Source organism: Rhodococcus sp. G6(2025), from assembly GCF_058628105.1.
The window spans coordinates 6,782,675-6,800,649 of sequence record NZ_CP179750.1 but is presented as its reverse complement, the minus strand read 5'-3'; the positions used below and the strand labels follow the sequence as shown (position 1 = coordinate 6,800,649).

16 protein-coding genes are annotated in these 17,975 nt (G+C 67.3%); 8 read left to right on the top strand and 8 right to left on the bottom strand.

The window, feature by feature from the left end:
- Window positions 1–1,093: 1,093 nt before the first annotated feature.
- Genes ACLIVD_RS31480 through ACLIVD_RS31470 form a run of 3 tightly spaced genes read right to left on the bottom strand, consistent with a single transcriptional unit; the run spans window position 1,094 to window position 3,892 of the window.
- A complete protein-coding gene (locus ACLIVD_RS31480) occupies window positions 1,094–2,305 on the bottom strand; it encodes a cytochrome P450 (RefSeq protein WP_491931210.1) in 1,212 nt (403 codons plus the stop codon).
- A 14-nt stretch (window positions 2,306–2,319) separates the two neighbouring features.
- The gene (locus ACLIVD_RS31475) at window positions 2,320–3,684 is read right to left on the bottom strand and encodes an NAD(P)/FAD-dependent oxidoreductase (protein ID WP_491931209.1); all 1,365 of its coding nucleotides are present in this window, start codon (window positions 3,682–3,684) and stop codon (window positions 2,320–2,322) included.
- Window positions 3,674–3,892, bottom strand: a complete 219-nt coding sequence (locus tag ACLIVD_RS31470; RefSeq protein WP_005251142.1) for a ferredoxin — start codon at window positions 3,890–3,892, stop codon at window positions 3,674–3,676. The genes ACLIVD_RS31475 and ACLIVD_RS31470 overlap by 11 nt, the downstream gene beginning before the upstream one ends.
- Before the next feature lie 359 nt (window positions 3,893–4,251).
- Between ACLIVD_RS31470 and ACLIVD_RS31465 the strand changes: the two genes are divergently transcribed.
- The gene (locus tag ACLIVD_RS31465) at window positions 4,252–4,536 is read left to right on the top strand and encodes an ANTAR domain-containing protein (protein ID WP_280780564.1); all 285 of its coding nucleotides are present in this window, start codon (window positions 4,252–4,254) and stop codon (window positions 4,534–4,536) included.
- Here ACLIVD_RS31465 and ACLIVD_RS31460 read toward each other — a convergent pair.
- Window positions 4,533–4,874, bottom strand: coding sequence for a TraR/DksA family transcriptional regulator (locus ACLIVD_RS31460; RefSeq protein ID WP_280780563.1), 342 nt, complete (start codon window positions 4,872–4,874; stop codon window positions 4,533–4,535). The two genes, ACLIVD_RS31465 and ACLIVD_RS31460, sit on opposite strands and share 4 nt — an antisense overlap.
- 83 nt (window positions 4,875–4,957) lie before the next feature.
- Here ACLIVD_RS31460 and ACLIVD_RS31455 point away from each other — a divergent pair, with 83 nt between their 5' ends.
- The gene (locus tag ACLIVD_RS31455; RefSeq protein WP_317568192.1) at window positions 4,958–5,719 is read left to right on the top strand and encodes a class I SAM-dependent methyltransferase; all 762 of its coding nucleotides are present in this window, start codon (window positions 4,958–4,960) and stop codon (window positions 5,717–5,719) included.
- Between the two features lies 1 nt (window position 5,720).
- On the opposite strand, the gene ACLIVD_RS31450 is transcribed toward ACLIVD_RS31455, so the two are convergent.
- Both ACLIVD_RS31450 and ACLIVD_RS31445 read right to left on the bottom strand, forming a co-directional pair.
- Complete coding sequence (locus ACLIVD_RS31450; protein ID WP_280780561.1) at window positions 5,721–6,260, bottom strand: DinB family protein; 540 nt, start codon at window positions 6,258–6,260, stop codon at window positions 5,721–5,723.
- A 41-nt stretch (window positions 6,261–6,301) separates the two neighbouring features.
- Entirely contained in the window at window positions 6,302–7,321 is a 1,020-nt protein-coding gene (locus tag ACLIVD_RS31445) for an Lrp/AsnC family transcriptional regulator (protein ID WP_283333729.1), read from the bottom strand.
- Window positions 7,322–7,449: 128 nt separating this feature from the next.
- Here ACLIVD_RS31445 and ACLIVD_RS31440 point away from each other — a divergent pair, with 128 nt between their 5' ends.
- The 6 genes from ACLIVD_RS31440 (at window position 7,450) to ACLIVD_RS31415 (ending at window position 15,815) form a co-directional block, all read left to right on the top strand.
- Window positions 7,450–8,694 carry a M20 metallopeptidase family protein gene (locus ACLIVD_RS31440; RefSeq protein ID WP_317568193.1) on the top strand — a complete coding sequence of 415 codons (1,245 nt, stop codon included), beginning with the start codon at window positions 7,450–7,452 and terminating at the stop codon, window positions 8,692–8,694.
- A complete protein-coding gene (locus ACLIVD_RS31435) occupies window positions 8,691–10,007 on the top strand; it encodes an MFS transporter (RefSeq protein WP_491931208.1) in 1,317 nt (438 codons plus the stop codon). Before ACLIVD_RS31440 ends, ACLIVD_RS31435 begins: the two co-directional genes overlap by 4 nt.
- 92 nt (window positions 10,008–10,099) lie before the next feature.
- Window positions 10,100–11,245, top strand: a complete 1,146-nt coding sequence (locus ACLIVD_RS31430; protein ID WP_477952678.1) for a lipase family protein — start codon at window positions 10,100–10,102, stop codon at window positions 11,243–11,245.
- 93 nt (window positions 11,246–11,338) lie between these two features.
- Entirely contained in the window at window positions 11,339–13,054 is a 1,716-nt protein-coding gene (locus ACLIVD_RS31425) for a sigma-54-dependent Fis family transcriptional regulator (RefSeq protein WP_491931207.1), read from the top strand.
- Between the two features lie 116 nt (window positions 13,055–13,170).
- Complete coding sequence (locus ACLIVD_RS31420; RefSeq protein WP_011595222.1) at window positions 13,171–14,679, top strand: aldehyde dehydrogenase family protein; 1,509 nt, start codon at window positions 13,171–13,173, stop codon at window positions 14,677–14,679.
- Between the two features lie 23 nt (window positions 14,680–14,702).
- Window positions 14,703–15,815 carry an NDMA-dependent alcohol dehydrogenase gene (locus tag ACLIVD_RS31415; protein ID WP_061041241.1) on the top strand — a complete coding sequence of 371 codons (1,113 nt, stop codon included), beginning with the start codon at window positions 14,703–14,705 and terminating at the stop codon, window positions 15,813–15,815.
- A gap of 34 nt (window positions 15,816–15,849) precedes the next feature.
- On the opposite strand, the gene ACLIVD_RS31410 is transcribed toward ACLIVD_RS31415, so the two are convergent.
- Both ACLIVD_RS31410 and ACLIVD_RS31405 read right to left on the bottom strand, forming a co-directional pair.
- The gene (locus tag ACLIVD_RS31410) at window positions 15,850–16,854 is read right to left on the bottom strand and encodes an LLM class flavin-dependent oxidoreductase (protein ID WP_283333736.1); all 1,005 of its coding nucleotides are present in this window, start codon (window positions 16,852–16,854) and stop codon (window positions 15,850–15,852) included.
- A gap of 109 nt (window positions 16,855–16,963) precedes the next feature.
- Window positions 16,964–17,947 carry an LLM class F420-dependent oxidoreductase gene (locus ACLIVD_RS31405; protein ID WP_280780554.1) on the bottom strand — a complete coding sequence of 328 codons (984 nt, stop codon included), beginning with the start codon at window positions 17,945–17,947 and terminating at the stop codon, window positions 16,964–16,966.
- Between the last annotated feature and the right edge of the window lie 28 nt (window positions 17,948–17,975).

Here is a 17,975-nt window from a genome sequence, read left to right as displayed (position 1 = left end):
TCTTGCTGCACCACGAGGGGGCACGCGCCGGAGCCGGTGCGACACTTTTCGCATTCGCAGACACCCGCCGTCCCGAGTTTGCGGTAGTCCATCGGGGCATGATCCGCCACCGGCCAAACGAATCGTGTCTCCGTGACCAGCCAAGACGAGACCGGTCGTTTTGATCGTCCTCCAGTCAGCCCTCGATGTCACTGGTCGTTAGACCCTCGAAAGACTGAAGCCAACCCGGTCACCGACACGTCGCACCCTTCAGCTGGGCGGCGCCGCACAGTTTTGCGCTCCTCCGAGGATTACATTTGGACATCACTGAAGCGGTTCTCCTGAGTGACGCCGCATAGGGTGCGCTATCGGTGACCGTCGATCGGTCCTGGCTCGGTGGCCGGCTACGGTGGGCGATTCCTTTGCCGGGTTGGGTTGACTGGCAAGGATACTGACTGAGTGGAGCGGGGCGCGGCGATCGTGACGAATCGGATGCAGCATGGCACTCCGATGGCCTATAGGGGGCAGGACAGACCGCGACATTCTCAATCCGGCGTCGGCATCTACCCATCCACCGTCGACGGCGGATGGGCGGCCGGTCCCACTGTGCCGGGGTTGGCCAAGATTTCGGAGGGCGAGTTCACTGTGCGGAAACAACGGATCGAGAGCGGCCAGCCCTCTGCTTTGACCGGCTATAGACGAGGTCCGGTCATCGGTCCACCAACGGTCGTCAGATTCCACCAAGGCAGAGGATTGATCGCGGCGGCGAGTTCTGACTGGTCCGGAAGCACCAGGTGCGTGGTCGCGGGTTCGAGTCCGTCCTCGGCCACTCGGCGATCAGCGGCAGGTTTCGGGTTTGCGGTAACCCGGTCGCTTCGTACAGATACTTGCGCTGGTAAAGGTACTCGCCAATGGAAATGGGATGCGGGCCGACACCTCCCTCGTCGACCCGCACCAAGTTGATGTTCGAACTGCTCGCCCTGACAGTTACAGGGGTTCCACCGTCGCCAACGCGATCGATGACCGGTACTCGCGTTACAGCACGTGTTCGGAACTGCGCTCGGCGCGAGCATCCTTATCGACGGAATTCTCGCGTAGTTCTCGGTAAGCCCCGTCACCCACAGTCCACCAGCAGGTGCCGCGGACCTCGCAGCACCGGGTTGGGCCGGTAGGGCGGCGGGTCCTCGACGAGGCGCGGATTGGGGAGGCGGCGGATGAGTTCGGCGAGCGCCATTTGCCCCTCGAGGCGGGCGAGGGGTGCGCCGAAGCAACTGTGGATGCCGCTGCCCAGACCCACGTGCTGGTTGTCCGCGCGGTCGGGAACGAACTTGTCGGCGTCGACGAAACGTTCGGGATCACGATTCGCCGATGCCAACGCGAGGACGAGGGGCGAACCCTTCGGGACGGTGACACCGTCGATTTCGATGTCCACGATCGGCGTGCGCTGGCCCAGGAGATGCACGGGCGGTTCGAAGCGGAGCAGTTCCTCCACGGCCTGCGGCATCAACTGCGGTTCGGCGCGAAGACGTTCGAGAACGTCGGGATTGCGCAGCAAGGTCAGCATGCCGTTGGTGATGAGGTTGACGGTGGTCTCGTGCCCGGCGATGAACAGCAGGATGGAGTTGGTGACCAACTCGACGGTGTTCAACTGACCGTCGGGCCCCGAATCGTTGGCAAGCCCCGACAACATGTCGTCACCGGGTTCGCGGCGACGGTCCTCGATGAGACCTGCCATGAACATGGCCATCTCCATCTGAGCCTTCTGCGCCACCTTCACCTGATCGTTGTCGGCGCTGGCACGCCGCGGGTCGATGGCTGCCACCAGCGCGTCGGCCCAGGCGTGGAACCGGGGTTCCTCCTCGTGGGGCACCCCGAGTAGTCGGCAGATCACGGTGACGGGGAAGGGGTACGCGAAGTCGTCGACGATGTCGATGCGCTCCTTACCGTCCAGCCCGTCGACCAGCTTCGTGACGAGTGCGGCGAGTTCGCCACGCATGGAGTCGATTCGGTCGGGGCTGTGCGGCGGACCGAACTGCCGCGTCGTCAGTCTGCGTAGTCGATCGTGCTCGGGCGGATCGAGTTTGAGGAAGGACTCCGGCCCCTCGCCGGCACGATCCGATCCGGGGAGTCCCGGTCCGCGGTTGTGCAGGTCGGAGCTGATCCGCGGGTCGTGCAGGAGTGCCTTCACGTCGTAGTACCGTCCGACGAGGTAGGAACCGTTGTCCTGCGGCGCCACCCGAGTCTCACGAAGTTCCTCGTACAGCGGATACGGATTCGGCCGGCTCGCCTGGTCGGTGATCCGCTGGAACAGCTGCGCACGCGACATGGACACTCTCCCTGTTACTTCGGTAGCGAGACGAACTCGACGCGACGTTCGGTGGGCAGATGGCCGGTCACCGCGACGGTGGGGCCGTGGCTGAGAACGGCCGGGTCCGGCAACTCCGACGCACGCACCTCGAACGGCTCCTCCCGGTCCATGACATCGAAGTCGGGGGGAAACGCCGCGGCAGACTCGATCAGTCCCCGGTAGAAGTCGAGCCACTTACCCTGATTGAACGCCACAGCGGCCGTGACGCGTCCGCGGAAGCCGTATGCCGCCACGAAACGCCGGTCGGCGACGGACCCCTGCGTGATCACCACCTGATCGGAGTAGGTGGGGATGCCCACGGACTTGATGTTGACGTCGAACTGGCTGGACCAGAACGCCGGAATCTCGAGGTGCGGCCGCCGGCGGAGACCGTCGTGGATCATGTTGTGCGCCGCCACCTCGGCCTGACCGATCGCGTTACCCCAGTGCTCCAATGCCAGCAGCTGGTAGTCGTAGAGCGGATGCGGTTGCCGCGCAACGTCGCCGGCGACGAACACGTTGTCGGTGACGATGCCGTTGATGTCGAACGCCCGGCAACCGGCGTCGCACGTGACTCCGCGGGGCCCGGCGGCGAGGCCGGAGCCGAACAGCCAGTCGGTGTTGCGGATACTGCCCTGCGCGACGATCGCCACGTCGACGTCGAGTGTGGTCCCGTCCGACAGATGCGCACGGCACAGCTGCCCGTTGCCGTCCCCGTCGAGCCCGGTCACCGTGACCCCGGTGCGCAGGTCGACGCCGTGGTCGCGTTGCATGTCGGCCGCGACCGCCGCCACCACTCCGCCGAGCGCGCCGACCAGCGGTGCCGGGCCGCGTTCGGTGACCGTCACAGACAGCCCGCGTTCCCGGCACACCGACGCGATCTCCGAGCCGGTGAACCCGGCCCCGATCACCAGGACATGACGTGGTCCGGCGGACAGTCGCTCGTTCAGCCGGCGTGAGTCGTCGCAGGTTCGGATGGTGAAGACGCCGTCGAGTGCGGCCTCGGACGAATTCGACCACGGCCTGGCGCGGACGCCGGTCGCGATCAGCACCTTGTCGAACTCGACGGTGTCGCCGTCGCTGAGAACCACCCGGTTGTGCTCCAGATCGAGACTGGTGGCCCGCACGCCGAGCCGCCACTGCGCGTCGAGGTCCGGGCGGAAGGGCAGCGCCGCGTGGTCGGGCGGCATGATTCCGAGGAGCACGGCCTTCGACAGCGGGGGCCTGTCGTACGGCTCGTAGGGTTCGTCGCCGATCAGGGTGAGGGAACCGTCGAAGCCCTGCCCCCGCAGTGCCTCCGCGGCGCGCAGGCCCGCGAGCGACGCTCCGACGATGACGATCCGCACGTCACTGCCCATCGTGTCGGTCGGGGATGTCCGTGGTGATGGCATGCACCGGGCACGCGGCGGCGGCTTGCGCCACGTGGTCGCGTTCGTCGTCGGTGGGGCCCGCGTCGTAGAGAAGAGCCTCTTCTCCGTGCAGGGTGAAGACGCCGGGTGCGAGGAACACGCACTGCGCGTAGCCCTGGCACCGATTGAGGTCGACGACGAGTTTCACGTCAATCATCCCGATTCTGAACAGTTCTGGTCACACGGGTCCACAGGACTGCGCGGCGCACGGCCGTCCGATCGCGTCGGGCGGAGGGCCTCCACCCGGAAACCAGTATTACGGAACGGCCAGTCTGTTCGGTTTCGATCCGCTGTTCTGGAGCCATTCAGAAATGTCGTGCCGCCCGCCCCCTACCGACGGGTAGAACCCTGGAGTAGTAACGCGAGTTACAAGTATCTTGCCGGAGTTCGTATCCTGCTGGCGAGAAACAACTTTCGGACACGGTCTCGATTCGGCAACACGGACGTCCGGATCGTGATGTGATGTGATGACAAGAGACCGGCAACGCCCAGTGGCGACACCTCAGAGGCGGAAGATTGACGATCGAAGCTCACCGCGACACCCGCGCGACACGGCACCTGTCCGCTTTGGACGCTGCAGTACAGATCCTGACCACCGCGCGCGGTAGCTCGTACAGCGCGGACCAGGCCTTCGACGAACTACTCGACTCCTCCATGCGGCATCAGGTCGATGTCGGGGATCTGGCGGAAGCTCTCGCCGACCTCGCCGACGGCGTGCACCCCGACGCCGACGACCATCGACGGGCACGGGACGTGGCCACCCGGGAATGGGGAGCCCTCCTGCCCGGCGACACCGGCTAACCGGCGCAGTCGATACAGGTCTGCGCGGCAGGCAGCGCGTCGAGTCGCACATCGGCAATCGGCAGACCGCACCGAATGCAGAGACCGTACGTCCCACGGTCGAGTCGCTGCTGCGCCGCCGCCAGGTCCTCGACCTCGCGCCTCGCGTCTGCCAGTAGAGCCGACACCTGGGCCCGTTCGAAGGCGATCGTCGAGCCCTCGGGGTCGTGTTCGTCGTCGTCCGTGGTGAATTCCGACCCCTCCACAATTGCGGTGAAGCGGCCGGTCAGCGAGGCGATGCGGCGTTCGGCATCGGCGCGTTCCTCGGCGATTCGGGTGCGGTGTTCCGGCACGGTCATGCCTGGATCAACATCGGCGAGGGTCCGGTGCTTCCCTGATAATCCGCTCGATCGATCCGGGACTTTCTGACAGGCTTCCCGGCATGGCACGCACATTCGAGGAGTTGGTGGCCGAGGCGGAATCCGTGTCGGTGGACGGCTGGGATTTCTCCTGGCTGGACGGCCGGGCCACCGAACAGCGGCCGTCGTGGGGGTATCAGCGTCTGATGAGTGAACGCCTCGCGCGCGCGGACGCCGCTCTGGACATCCAGACCGGGGGAGGGGAGGTCCTCGCCGGTGCAACGACGATGCCTCCCGTGATGGTGGCGACGGAATCGTGGCCGCCGAACGTCGCGAAGGCGACGGCGCTGCTGCATCCGCTCGGTGCGGTCGTGGTGGCCGACGCGGACGAACCGCCGCTGCCGTTCGCCGACGGCGCCTTCGACCTAGTGACGAGCAGGCATCCCGCGACGGTGTGGTGGGACGAAATCGCCCGCGTCCTGCGACCCGGAGGCACGTACTTCTCGCAGCACGTCGGGCATGCGAGTGTCTTCGAACTCGTCGAGTACTTCCTGGGGCCGCAACCGGAGACGGTGCGGCGTGGCCGCCACTACGAGGACGAGAGTGCGGACGCGCAGGCCGCCGGTCTCGACGTCGTCGATCTCCGCTTCGAATCTCTGCGGATCGAGTTCTTCGACATCGGCGCCGTCATCTACTTCCTGCGCAAAGTGATCTGGATGGTGCCCGGCTTCACCGTCGCGGAGTACCGCGAACGTCTGCGGGAACTCCACGACCTGATCGAGGCGGAGGGGCCGTTCGTGGCCCACTCGACCCGCTTCCTCATCGAGGCCCGCAAACGCGGCTGACTCAGCCCATCGACTTCGACCCGTCGAGAGCCTCCCTGATGATGTCGGCGTGCCCGGCGTGCTGGGCGGTCTCCCCGATGATGTGGAGCAGGACCCGGCGCGCGGACCAGCGTGATCCCGGTTCGAACCACGGCGCCTTCGGCAGCGGATGCGAGATGTCGAGGTCGGGCAGCGAGGCCACGATCTCGTCGGTCCGGTGCGCCACCTTCGCGTAGCGGTCGAGGACGTCGGCCAGCGTCTCGTCGTCGCGGAGGGTGAACTCCTTCTCGCGATTGTCGGTGCCGGTGCCGTCCGTGGGACCGCCACGCACGGCGTCGGTGCCGCGCACGATGAAGTCGGCCCACACCCGTTCGACGTCCGACACGTGTTTGACGAGTCCGCCCAGGCACAGTTCGCTCGCCGTCGTGCGCTGGGCCGCCTGTTCGTCGGTGAGGTCCCGGACGGTGTAGCGGAGGAAGTAGCGGTGTTTCGCCAGCGACTCCAGCAAGTCGGCGCGCTCGCCGGTAGTCGACGATTTCGCGGTAGAGGTCACGGTGATCACCTGTTCCAGCCGGTCCGATGATGCGCATTCGACCGTAGCGGTCAGTTGCCGTGCACGGTGACATAACCGGTCGCGCGGCCGTGGGTGTCGAGTTCCCACCCCATCCGCTTCCGGGACCGGAGCGTGACCGACGAGTCGATGATCTCGAGGCTGGGGGCCCGGCTCTCCAGCCACTCCTGCACCCGCAACAGGTCGGGCAGCGAAGGCACCCACATGCTGACGAGGAAGTTCGCGGGTCCGGTGAGCGACATGCACAACCTCAGTTCGGGCCGGGCGTTGACGATCTCGACGACTTCCCGGTGTGCACGCACGGGCAGGCGACACCACCACGTGACGGTGATGGGCCACCGCGTCGCGTCCTGGGCCACGTCGCAGCGCAGCACCACGGCCCGGGAGCGCAGCAACCCCGCGAGCTGTCTGCGAACCGACGACGCGGGCCGGTCGATGACCGAGGCGATCTCGCGCGCGGATGCCCGGCCGTTCCGGGTGAGTTCGCGGACGAGCGCGCGGGCGACCTCGTCGGTCAGGCTTTCCGGCCGCGCCGATCCGGACTGCGGAGGGGTGTTCTCCAGTGCGGCGATCGCGGCGGACTGTGCCGTGTCCAGGGAATCGAGGCGCCAGCGGCTGCCCTCGGCGTGGAGTGCGGTGCACGTGTGGGTCCGGGTCGAATTGACACTCGGGTGGCGGGGCAATTCCTCGAGCACCAGGTCCGACAATTTGTGCAGGGATCCCGTCTGCACCGTCAGGATGAGGTCCCGCCCGCGAGCCGCATGTTCGATCGACGCCACCCGCGGGTCCCGGGTGAGCGCCTCGACCAGTGCCTTCGTGCCGCTGAGATCGCACGTCACCTCGATCATGGCGGTGAACGCACCGGCGCCCGTCATCGGCGCGGGGTACGCGGTGATCCAGGCCAGTCCGCGTTCGGTGATCGACTCCCACCGCCTCGCCAGCGTCGCGGACGTCGTCCGCAGGATCGGGGCGAGCTCGGACCACGTTGCGCGTGGACGAATCTGCAGTGCATGAATGAGCGAAAGTTCGGATTCTGTCAGCGTTTCGCTCATAAAACCTTCCCTCAATCGGCGCTGATGATCGTTTTCGACGATCTCGGAGGTCCGTCGCCGCGCGGATCACAGCATATGACCACCGACGCATTCGGTCGAGAAAGTGACCACCGACATAAGGGAGAGCAATGAATCTCGTGGACGACGCCCGCGCCCTCCAGGGCGACCTCGTGCAGTTGCGTCGCGTACTGCACCGCGAACCGGAGGTCGGACTGAACCTGCCGCGCACGCAGGAACGTGTCCTCGAGGCGTTGGCCGGCCTGCCGCTCGAGATCTCGACGGGAACGAACACGACGTCGGTGACCGCGGTGCTTCGCGGCGGCAGGCGCTCGATCGACGCCGCGCAGACGGTGCTGCTGCGCGCCGACATGGACGGACTCCCGGTCACCGAACAGACCGGACTCGACTTCGCGGCACAGAACGGCGCCATGCACGGATGCGGGCACGACCTGCACACCGCCGCGCTGGTCGGCGCCGCCCAACTGCTCAGCCGTCATCGCGACCAGTTGGCGGGCGACGTCGTCCTGATGTTCCAGCCCGGTGAGGAGGGGTGGGACGGCGCCAAGGTGATGGTGGACGAGGGTGTCCTCGACGCCGCCGGCCGCCGCGCCGACACCGCCTACGGCATGCACGTCTTCTCCTGCCAGAAGCCGCAGGGGCGATTCTTCTCCAAGGCGGGGACGCTGCTCGCGGCGTCGTACAAGCTGACCGTCACGGTGCGCGGGGCGGGTGGACACGGATCGTCCCCGTCGACCGCCCGGGATCCGATCACCGCGATGGCCGAGATGATCACGTCGCTGCAGACGATGATCACCCGGACGTTCGACGTGTTCGATCCCGTCGTGGTGACGGTCGCGAACGTGCAGGCCGGGTCGCGGCACAACATCATCCCCGACGATGCGCGGTTCGAAGCGACGGTCCGGTGCTACTCGCCCGCCACGTATGAGAAGGTGCCGGCGGCGCTGCGCCGGGTGCTCGAGGGGGTGGCGTCCGCGCAACGGGTCGAGGTCGACGTCACCGTGGCCCCGGAGTTCCCGATGACGATCAACGACGTCGACGAGGTCGCGTTCGGTGCCGAAGTGGTCAGCGACCTCATGGGCGAGGACCGATACGAGACGGTCACGCACCCGATGGCCGGGTCCGAGGACTTCTCCTACGTCCTGCAGGAAGTGCCCGGTGCGTTCATCGGACTGGGCGCGTGCATGCCCGGCGCCGATCCCGCTGCCGCTCCCATGAACCATTCGCCCCGAGCGCAATTCGACGACGCGGTGCTCGCCGACGCCGCCGCCATCTACGCCGGACTGGCCGTTCGACGGCTGGACAAGGCCCGGTCCGACAATGCTGCTGTGGCGGCGGGGAGCGACGCACGATGACCGAGATCGCCACCGAGAGCGGGACCGTGAACACCGTCCAGCAGAGATCCGAGCGCTGGGAGAAGACCCGCGCGATCGTCGGCGTGGGCACGGGCAACGGGATCGAGTACTTCGACTGGACCGTCTACGCGACGTTCGCCGCGTTCTTCGCCCCGCAGTTCTTCCACACCGGCTCCGCGGTCTCCGACCTGCTCGCGTCGTTCGGCGTCTTCGCCGTCGGATTCGTCGCCAGGCCGTTCGGCGGTCTGCTGTTCGGCTGGCTGTCGGATCGGCGGGGACGCAAGCTGTCGATGACGCTCGCCGTCGGACTGGCCGCGGTCGGCAGCCTGATCATCGGTCTGACCCCGACCCATCAGACGATCGGTGTCGCGGCGGCGGTGGTCCTCGTCGTGGCGCGCCTCGCGCAGGGCGTCGCGCACGGCGGTGAATTGCCCTCCGCGCAGACCTACATCGTCGAATTCGCGCCGACGGCCCGGCGTGGACTGTGGTCGAGTCTCATCTACATCTCCAACACCACCGGAGTCGTCGTCGGCACGCTTCTCGGCGCACTGCTCACGACGACGCTGAGTTCGGAGCAGATGGCCGACTGGGGGTGGCGGGTGCCGTTCCTGCTGGGCGGCGTGCTCGGGCTGTTCGTGCTGTGGATGCGGTCCCGGATGAAGGAGACCGAAGTCTACGAGGAGTCGGGTGACGAGACGGCGAAGCAGTCGATGTGGCAGCTGTTCCTGGCGCACCGGCGGCAGGTGTTCCAGATCCTGTTCTTCACGGTCGGCGGCACCGTCGTCTACTACGTGTGGGCCGTGTCGGCGCCGGCGTACGCGATCACCGTCCGGGGCATCGATCCGTCCGGCGCTTTGTGGGCGGGGGTCGGCGCGAACCTCGTACTGATTGCGTCGCTGCCGTTCTGGGGTGCGTTGTCGGATCGGATCGGACGCAAACCGGTGCTGTACATCGGCAACGTCGGTATCGCTGCCCTGCTGTTCCCGCTCAACGCCATGATCGGGCACAGCGCGGTCACGCTGTTCATCGCGATGGCGATCGCCCTGTTCGTGATGGGCGCGATCCTGTCCGTGATGCCCGCGATGATGGCCGAACTGTTCCCGACCGGATTACGTGCCGCCGGTGTCGGAGTGCCGTACTCGATCGGTGTGGCAGCGTTCGGCGGGACGGCCGCATACGTCCAGACGTTCTTCGCCGACCGCGGTACGCCGGAACTTTTCGAGTGGTACGCGCTCGCGCTGGTCGCGGTCTCGATCGCCGCACTGTTCACGATCCCGGAGACCCGGGGACGGGATCTCGCGTCCCAGACGTAGCGCACGTGAGTGGCAAAGTGTGCTCCCGCACGCTTTGCCACTCACGTGCGGGGAGGCTCTATCTTGAAGCGGTGAAGACACACTCGGTACGTATGGCGCGAGCCGCGGCAAGTGTCGCGATCGCATCTCTGACGGTGGGCGGCACCTGCCTCGCCTCCCCGGCCGCGTTCGCCGACGAGGCCGAACGCGGGCCGGGGAGCGTCGTGGAGGTCGAGCCGCTACCGGCCGACCTCTGGATCCCCGGCACTGCCGACGCGCAGCGAATCACCTACTGGTCGATCGGGTCCGACGGGAGCCCCGCACTCAGCAGCGGCGCCGTGTACGTGCCACCGGGGGACGCGCCCGACGGGGGATGGCCGGTGGTCGCGTGGGCACACGGCACGTCCGGGCTCGCGGACGACTGTGCTCCCTCGCTCGTCGGTCCCGCGCTTCCCGAGCGTGACTACCCGTACCTCGGACGCTGGCTCGAGCAGGGATATGCCGTCGTCTCCACCGATTACGTCGGCCTCGGCACACCCGGTGTGATGCCGTACCTCGACGGAAAGGTCGAGGCGCACAGCGTCGTCGACTCGGTGAAGGCCGCCCGCGCCGTCGACGAGTCCCTGTCGAACAAGTGGGTGGTGGTCGGCCAGTCGCAGGGTGGCGGTGCCGCGATCACCACCGCCCGCTACGCCACCGAGTACGGCGGCGAGACGCTCGACTACCGCGGGGCCGTGGGAACGGGTGTGCCCGCGAACATCGAGTTGACACTGCTGCCGCTGGGCCCGGGGGTGCCGCCCACGGCGATCCCCGCCGGCCTCACGTCGTACCTGTTCTACATCCTCGCGGGACTGCGGTCGGCGCACCCCGAGATCGACCTCGACTCGTATCTCACCCCGCTCGGCGCCCGGTACGTGGACGCCGCGGAGCAGCTGTGCGTCAACGACCTCCACGACGCCGCGGAGGGTGTGGTGGTCGGCGACCTGTTCAGCAAGCCGCTGAACCAGATCCCGAACTTCCATGGGCTGCTCGTGGACTACATGGGCGTCCCGACGAGTGGGTACGACCGTCCCCTGTTCATCGGGCAGGGGCTCACCGACATCGACGTGCCCGCGCCCTCGGCGTTCTCGCTGGTCGCGGCACTGACCGCCAACGGTGAGCCGGTCACGTTCAAGACGTATCCGACCGACCACAGCGGCACTCTCGTCGATTCGCAGGCCGACACCATCCCGTTCGTGCGGGGGCTGTTCGACGAGTGAACGCGGCACTGTCCAGATTCCGGACAGTTGCTCGCCGCGCCCACAGGCACTATGGCGTGGGTCACACTGGGTGGGTACGTTCGGGTGTGAGTCGTGCACCGGTGCACGACCCGACCCGCGCGCGGCAAGGAGTCGAGGTTGGAGTTTGGCGGCATGACCGGGCACGCGGCGATGCGGCCGGAGATCGCGTTGTCCTGGAAGCGTTCGGCGCTCAGCGGCCTGGAACCGAGTTCGACGCCGACCGGTGACCCCTGCTCCGACCTGGACAAGTCCAGCCGGCTGCTGCAGGCGGCCCGGCCCGTCCTCGACGAGATGGAACAGCAGATCCAGGGCACCGGATTCTGTGTCCTGCTCGCCGACCGCGACTGCCGCATCGTCGCCCGGCTCTTCGACGGCCCCCGACTCGAGCGCCTGATCGACGGCGCCGGGGCGGTGCTGGGTTCGCGGTTCGGCGAGGACTGCGTCGGGACCACCGCGCTGGGGACGCCGATGGAGGTCCGGCGTGGAGTCGTGATCCACGGCGAGGAGCACTACCTCGAGCGGTTCAAGGACCTCAGCTGCTACGGACACCCGATCGTCCATCCGGTGACGCGCCGCGTCGAGGGCATCCTCGACATGACGGGCGTCGCGTCGCGCGCCAACCCGCTGTTCGCCCCGTTCCTGGCCCGCGCGGCCGGGGACATCGAACGACGGCTGCTCGAAGGGTCCCGGGTGTCTCAGCAGCGGCTCGTGGACGCGTTCCAGCGGGTGTCGCCGCAGAATCAGATGGCGGTCACCGCGATCGGCGAGGACATCCTGCTCAGCAATCGGGTGGCGCTCGACCTGCTCCAGGTGTCCGATCACGCGACGCTGCGAGGACTTGCCGCGGACCTGCGTCCGGAGCAGTCGAAGACGGTGCGCATCCAGCTGTCCTCGGGCGAACCGGCGTTGGTCCGCGCCGACCGCGTGGCGGGCACGGACGGCGGGGCCGTGTTCGTCGTCCGACCGGACCGCCGGACCGGCACCCCCATCCGGCGCGGCAAATCCCCGTCGAGTTCCGTCGTCGAACGCAGCAGGTCGGAGTTGTCGCGACTGCGCGAGACCCGGGATCCGGTGGTGATCAGCGGAGAACCGGGAACCGGCAGGACGACGGCGGTTCGTGATCTGGCCGGCGACCGGTCGCTCGTATGTATGGACGCCGCCGCCATCGCCCTCGACGGCGCCGACGCGTGGATCGACCGACTTCTCACGCTGGCGGCCGGACCCTCCGCGGTCCTGGTGATCGAGGAAGTGCAACTGCTGCCCGAGTCGATGCTGCCGCTGGTCGTGAAGATGCTGGCCGCCGATGCCGGGCCACGCATCGTGATGACGAGTTCCCCTCTGGGTGACCTGCCGCCGGGCATTGCGGGTCTCGTCGGCCGCTGCCCCGGACAAGTGGTGCTCCCGCCGTTGCGGCAACGCAGCCGCGAATTCGCGGACATCGCGCAGGGGATCCTCGATTCCGTCGATCCCGGTCTCCGGCTCACCGCGAGCGCGCTCGACGCTCTGATCGCCCGCGACTGGCCGGGCAACATCGCGGAACTGTCCGTCGTGCTGCAGGCCGCTGCGGGCAGGCGCAGCAGCGCGAACATCGCCGTCGCGGATCTACCTGACCAGTATCGGACGCCGACACGGGTGTCCCGGCTGGCCGGCCGCGAGCGCGCCGAACGGCAGGCCATTGTCGACGCACTGCAGGAATGCGGCGGCAACAAGGTGCATGCCGCGGCCGCGCTGGGCATCAGCCGCAGCACGCTCTACGTCCGGATCCGAGCCCTCGATATCACCGTCTAGCTGCAGTTTCATCCACCGATCCGCGACCGTCCGGAGGTGTCCGAAGTCAGGACAGTTAGTGATATGGCAACCAGTGCACTATGAGCCACGTCACATTCACAACTTCGGAGGTTTTGATGACAGCGACGATCGAACCCAGCCAAGCGGAACTCTTGCCGTCGGTACGGAACTTTCTGTCCGGCACCAAGCGATTCCTCGTCGGAGGGCAGTGGGTGGAATCGGCGAGCGGTGAGACGTTCGAGACGATCGACCCGGCCACCGGGCAGGTGCTGACCACCGTCGCGCGCGGCGGCGCCGAAGACGTAGACCGTGCGGTCCGGGCCGCTCGCACGGCGTTCGACGAGGGCCCGTGGGCCACCATGAAGCCCAACGAGCGGGAACGGCTGATCTGGCGGGTCGGCGACATCCTCTCCGAGCGCGCCGAGGAATTCGGCCAGCTGGAGGCGCTGGACAACGGCAAGTCGGCGGGCATCGCCGCGGCAGTCGACGTCGCCTGGTCGGCCGACATCTTCCGCTACTTCGCGGGCTGGGCCACCAAGATCGAGGGCAGCACGGTCAACGTGAGCATGCCGTTCGTCCCCGGTGGCCAGTTCCATGCGTACACGCTGCGTGAACCCGTCGGCGTCTGCGGTCTGATCGTTCCCTGGAACTTCCCGTTGCTGATGGCCGCATTCAAGCTGGCCCCCGCGCTCGCCGCAGGCAACACGGTGATCCTCAAGCCCGCGGAGCAGACCCCGCTCACCGCGATCCTGCTCGGTGAGGTGTTCGAGGAGGCCGGCTTCCCGCCCGGCGTCGTCAACATCGTCACCGGCTACGGCGATGCCGGCGCGGCACTGTCGGCCCACGACGACGTCGACAAGATCGCGTTCACCGGCTCCACCGAGGTCGGGAAGAAGATCGTCGACGCCGCAAGGGGCAACCTCAAGAAGGTGTCGCTCGAACTCGGCGGCAAGAGCGCCAACGTCGTGTTCGCGGACGCCGACTTCGACGCCGCCGTCACCGGATCGCTCAACGCCTGGCTGTTCAACCACGGCCAGTGCTGCGTCGCAGGCACCCGGATGTTCGTCGAGGACAGCATCTTCGACGACTTCACCGCAGCGGTCGCCGAGGCCGCGAGTCAGGTCAAGATCGGTCCCGGACTCGACCCCACCACCCAGCTCGGACCGCTGGTGTCGCAGGAGCAATTCGACAAGGTCACCGGCTACCTGGCCGCCGGACTCGCCGACGGCGCCCGCGCCCTCACCGGCGGAAAGCGCTGGGGCGACACCGGCTTCTACGTCGAGCCGACGGTGTTCGTGGACGTGAAGCCCGAGTTCAGCATCGTCGAGGAGGAGATCTTCGGCCCCGTCGTCGCAGCGCTCCCGTTCAACGCAGAGGAGGGAGTCGCGAAGGCGGCGAACAGCAGCATCTACGGCCTCGCCGCCGGAATCTGGACCAAGGACCTGTCCAAGGCGCACCTCACGGCCCGTCAGCTCAAGGCCGGTTCGGTGTGGATCAACCAGTACAACGGGTTCGACACCGCCATGCCGTTCGGCGGATACAAGCAGTCCGGTTGGGGACGTGAGCTCGGGGCGACCGCCATCGATCTCTACACCCAGACCAAAGCCGTCAACATCGCACTCTGACCGTCACTCAACGAGGAGAAGACATGAAGACCAAAGCAGCGGTTCTGTTCGAAACGCACAAGCCGTTCGAAATCGTGGAACTCGAGCTCGACGGTCCGGGCCCCGGCGAAGTGCTCATCAAGTATGTGGCGGCAGGCCTGTGCCACTCGGACCTGCACCTCACCGACGGCGATCTGCCACCGCGTTTCCCCATCGTCGGCGGGCACGAGGGTTCCGGCATCATCGAGGAAGTCGGCCCCGGCGTCACCAAGGTGAAGCCCGGCGACCACGTGGTCTGCAGCTTCATCCCGAACTGCGGCACGTGTCGGTACTGTGCCACCGGCCGCCAGAACCTGTGTGACATGGGCGCCACCATCCTCGAGGGTTCGATGCCCGACGGTTCGTTCCGGTTCCACTCGGGCAAGCAGGATTTCGGTGCCATGTGCATGCTCGGCACGTTCGCGGAGCGCGCCACCATCTCGCAGCACTCGGTGGTGAAGGTGGACGACTGGCTTCCGCTGGAGACCGCCGTCCTCGTCGGCTGCGGTGTGCCGTCCGGTTGGGGCACCGCGGTGTACGCCGGCGGAGTTCGCGCCGGTGACACCGTCGTCATCTACGGCATCGGCGGACTCGGCATCAACGCCGTGCAGGGCGCGGTCAGCGCCGGCGCCAAGTACGTCGTGGTGGTGGATCCGGTGGCCATGAAGCGGGAGGCCGCCCTGAAGTTCGGCGCCACCCACGCGTTCGCGGACGCCGCGACCGCGGCGGAGAAGGTCAACGAACTGACCTGGGGGCAGGGCGCCGATCAGGCCCTCATCCTGGTGGGCACCGTCGACGAAGAGGTGGTGCAGAACGCGACCGCCGTCATCGGCAAGGGCGGCACCGTCGTCATCACCGGCCTCGCCGACCCCGCGAAGCTCACGGTGCACATCTCGGGAACCGACCTGACCCTGAACCAGAAGACGATCAAGGGTTCGCTGTTCGGCTCGGCCAACCCGCAGTACGACATCGTCCGCCTGCTGCGCCTGTACGACGCGGGTCAGCTCAAGCTCGACGAGCTGATCACCACCAAGTACACGCTCGAGCAGGTGAACGAGGGCTACCAGGATCTGCGGGACGGAAAGAACCTGCGTGGCGTGATCGTCCACGAGCAGTAGGCGGCTTCGCCGCCCGTGCGCCTTTCTGGTTGTGCTAGCTACCAGAAAGGCGCACGGGCGCGGAGCGCCACACGTCGGCGAGCAGGTCGTATGTCTTCAGCCAGGACTCGGTGTTCTCGGCATGGGAGGCGACGATCAGCTCGTCGGCCTGCGCGTGTTCGGCGAACTCGTCGAGGTACGTCTTGACCTCGGTCGGCGTTCCGACGGCGGAGTAGCGCACCATCTGCGCGACCTGCTGACCCGCCGGGGACGTCATGATGAGGTCGACCTCCTCGGGGGTGAATTTCTGCCCCCGACCGACCATCTGCACCACCCGCCGCCGCAGGGACGCTTCGAACTGCCGGTGCGCGTCCTCGGTGGTGTCCGCGGCGATGGCGTTGACGCCGGCGATCACGTACGGCTCGGACAGATCCTCGGACGGCTCGAACCGCTCCCGGTACAGCGTGACGGCGTCGACGAGCGAGTCGGGGGAGAAGTGGGACGCGTTGGCGTAGGGGAGTCCGAGCTTCGCGGCGAGCTGTGCGCCGAACGTCGAGGACCCGAGGATGTAGAGGGGAACGTTGGTGCCCTTGCCGGGGATCGCGTCGACGCCGGGAACCCGTGACACACCGCGGAGGTATGCCTGGAGTTCCAGCACGTCCTGCGGGAAGCGGTCCGCGGACGCCGGGTCGCGGCGCAGCGCATACATCGTCTTCTGGTCGCTGCCGGGGGCGCGTCCGAGTCCGAGGTCGATGCGACCGGGGTGCAGTGTCTCGAGGGTGCCGAACTGCTCGGCGATCGTCAGCGGCGCGTGGTTCGGCAGCATGATGCCGCCGGCGCCGAGCCGGATGCTCTCGGTGTGCGCGGCGACGTGCGCGATGAGGACGCTCGTCGCGGATGAGCCGATCGACGGCATGTTGTGGTGCTCCGCGTACCAGATGCGGCGGTACCCGCGGGTCTCCGCGAGTTGTGCGAGCTTCACGCTCGCATCGAAACTGTCCCGCGCCGTGTCGCCCTCGCGGATGTAGGCCAGATCGAGAATCGACAGAACAGCGCTCACGGGATTCGTCACCTTTCGTCACCAAGAACAGGCGCGAGAGGCTAGCCTCGCGCACTACCTCTGGGTCCAACCGCAGAGGTAGTGCGCGTATTCCTGGCTGCCGGAACGGTCAGGCGTCGACCAGGGGACGCAACGTGCGCCCGGTGAGTTCGACGATGCCGGGTTCGTGCCCGTTGGCGACGAGGTTGAGGACGATGCCGTCGATTCCCGCGTCGAGGACACGGGTCTTCAGCTGTTCGGCCACCTCGTCGGGGGCACCGCAGAACTGCCGGTCGGTGGCGGCGGCGCGTTCCTCGTCCGACGCCGTCGACAGGTCGACGCCCTGCGTGAGCAGGAAGTCGTGCTGAAGCTGCCGGGCGCGGTCGCCGTCCTCGTCGATGATGACGAAGGCCAGGTAACTGGTCTCCAGCGTGGACCGGTCGCGACCGATCTCCGAGCACCGGGTATCGAGAGCCTCGAGCTTGCGCGGCAGTTCGCGGGCGTTGCAGATGATGTTCAGGTGGTCCGCGAACCGGGCGGCGAGACCGAACGTCTTCTTCTCTCCGCCACCTCCCAGCATGATCGGCAGGTCGTCGCGGATCCGCGGCTCGTTGATCGCGTTCTCGACGTGATACCACTTGCCGTCGAACGTCGGACGTTCGCCGTGCAGCATCGGCGCGATGATCTGCAGTGCCTCGTCGAGCCGTTCGAATCGGTCGGTGAACGTGCCGAACTCGTAGCCGTACTGCGTGTGCTCGAGTTCGAACCAGCCGGCGCCGATTCCGAGGACGGCCCGACCGCCGCTGGCGACGTCCAGGGTGGTCACCGCCTTGGCGAGCATGGGCGGGTTGCGGTAGGTGTTGCCGGTGACCAGCGCGGACAGCTGGATGTTGTCGGTGGCCGTGGCGAGGGCGCCGAGGGCGGTGTACGCCTCGAGCATCGGTTCGTCGGGCGCACCGATGCCCGGCAGTTGATAGAAGTGGTCCATCACGAATGCGGTGTCGAAGCCCGCGGATTCGGCCTCGCGGGCCTGCGCGATGACGGTCGGGAACAGGTCCGCGACGGGAGTGGAGTAACTGAAATTCGGCATCTGGTATCCAAGGCGAATAGTCACCCGTTCGACGCTACTCGGGTGGCGACGC

What these genes read in the sequence shown, in the direction of transcription:
- ACLIVD_RS31430 (WP_477952678.1), top strand. Translation starts at nt 10,100, where the DNA reads ATGGCGCGAGCCGCGGCAAGTGTCGCGATCGCATCTCTGACGGTGGGC.
- ACLIVD_RS31480 (WP_491931210.1), bottom strand. Translation starts at nt 2,305, where the DNA reads ATGTCGCGTGCGCAGCTGTTCCAGCGGATCACCGACCAGGCGAGCCGG.
- ACLIVD_RS31475 (WP_491931209.1), bottom strand. Translation starts at nt 3,684, where the DNA reads ATGGGCAGTGACGTGCGGATCGTCATCGTCGGAGCGTCGCTCGCGGGC.
- ACLIVD_RS31445 (WP_283333729.1), bottom strand. Translation starts at nt 7,321, where the DNA reads ATGAGCGAAACGCTGACAGAATCCGAACTTTCGCTCATTCATGCACTG.
- ACLIVD_RS31420 (WP_011595222.1), top strand. Translation starts at nt 13,171, where the DNA reads ATGACAGCGACGATCGAACCCAGCCAAGCGGAACTCTTGCCGTCGGTA.
- ACLIVD_RS31415 (WP_061041241.1), top strand. Translation starts at nt 14,703, where the DNA reads ATGAAGACCAAAGCAGCGGTTCTGTTCGAAACGCACAAGCCGTTCGAA.
- ACLIVD_RS31470 (WP_005251142.1), bottom strand. Translation starts at nt 3,892, where the DNA reads ATGATTGACGTGAAACTCGTCGTCGACCTCAATCGGTGCCAGGGCTAC.
- ACLIVD_RS31460 (WP_280780563.1), bottom strand. Translation starts at nt 4,874, where the DNA reads ATGACCGTGCCGGAACACCGCACCCGAATCGCCGAGGAACGCGCCGAT.
- ACLIVD_RS31440 (WP_317568193.1), top strand. Translation starts at nt 7,450, where the DNA reads ATGAATCTCGTGGACGACGCCCGCGCCCTCCAGGGCGACCTCGTGCAG.
- ACLIVD_RS31455 (WP_317568192.1), top strand. Translation starts at nt 4,958, where the DNA reads ATGGCACGCACATTCGAGGAGTTGGTGGCCGAGGCGGAATCCGTGTCG.
- ACLIVD_RS31435 (WP_491931208.1), top strand. Translation starts at nt 8,691, where the DNA reads ATGACCGAGATCGCCACCGAGAGCGGGACCGTGAACACCGTCCAGCAG.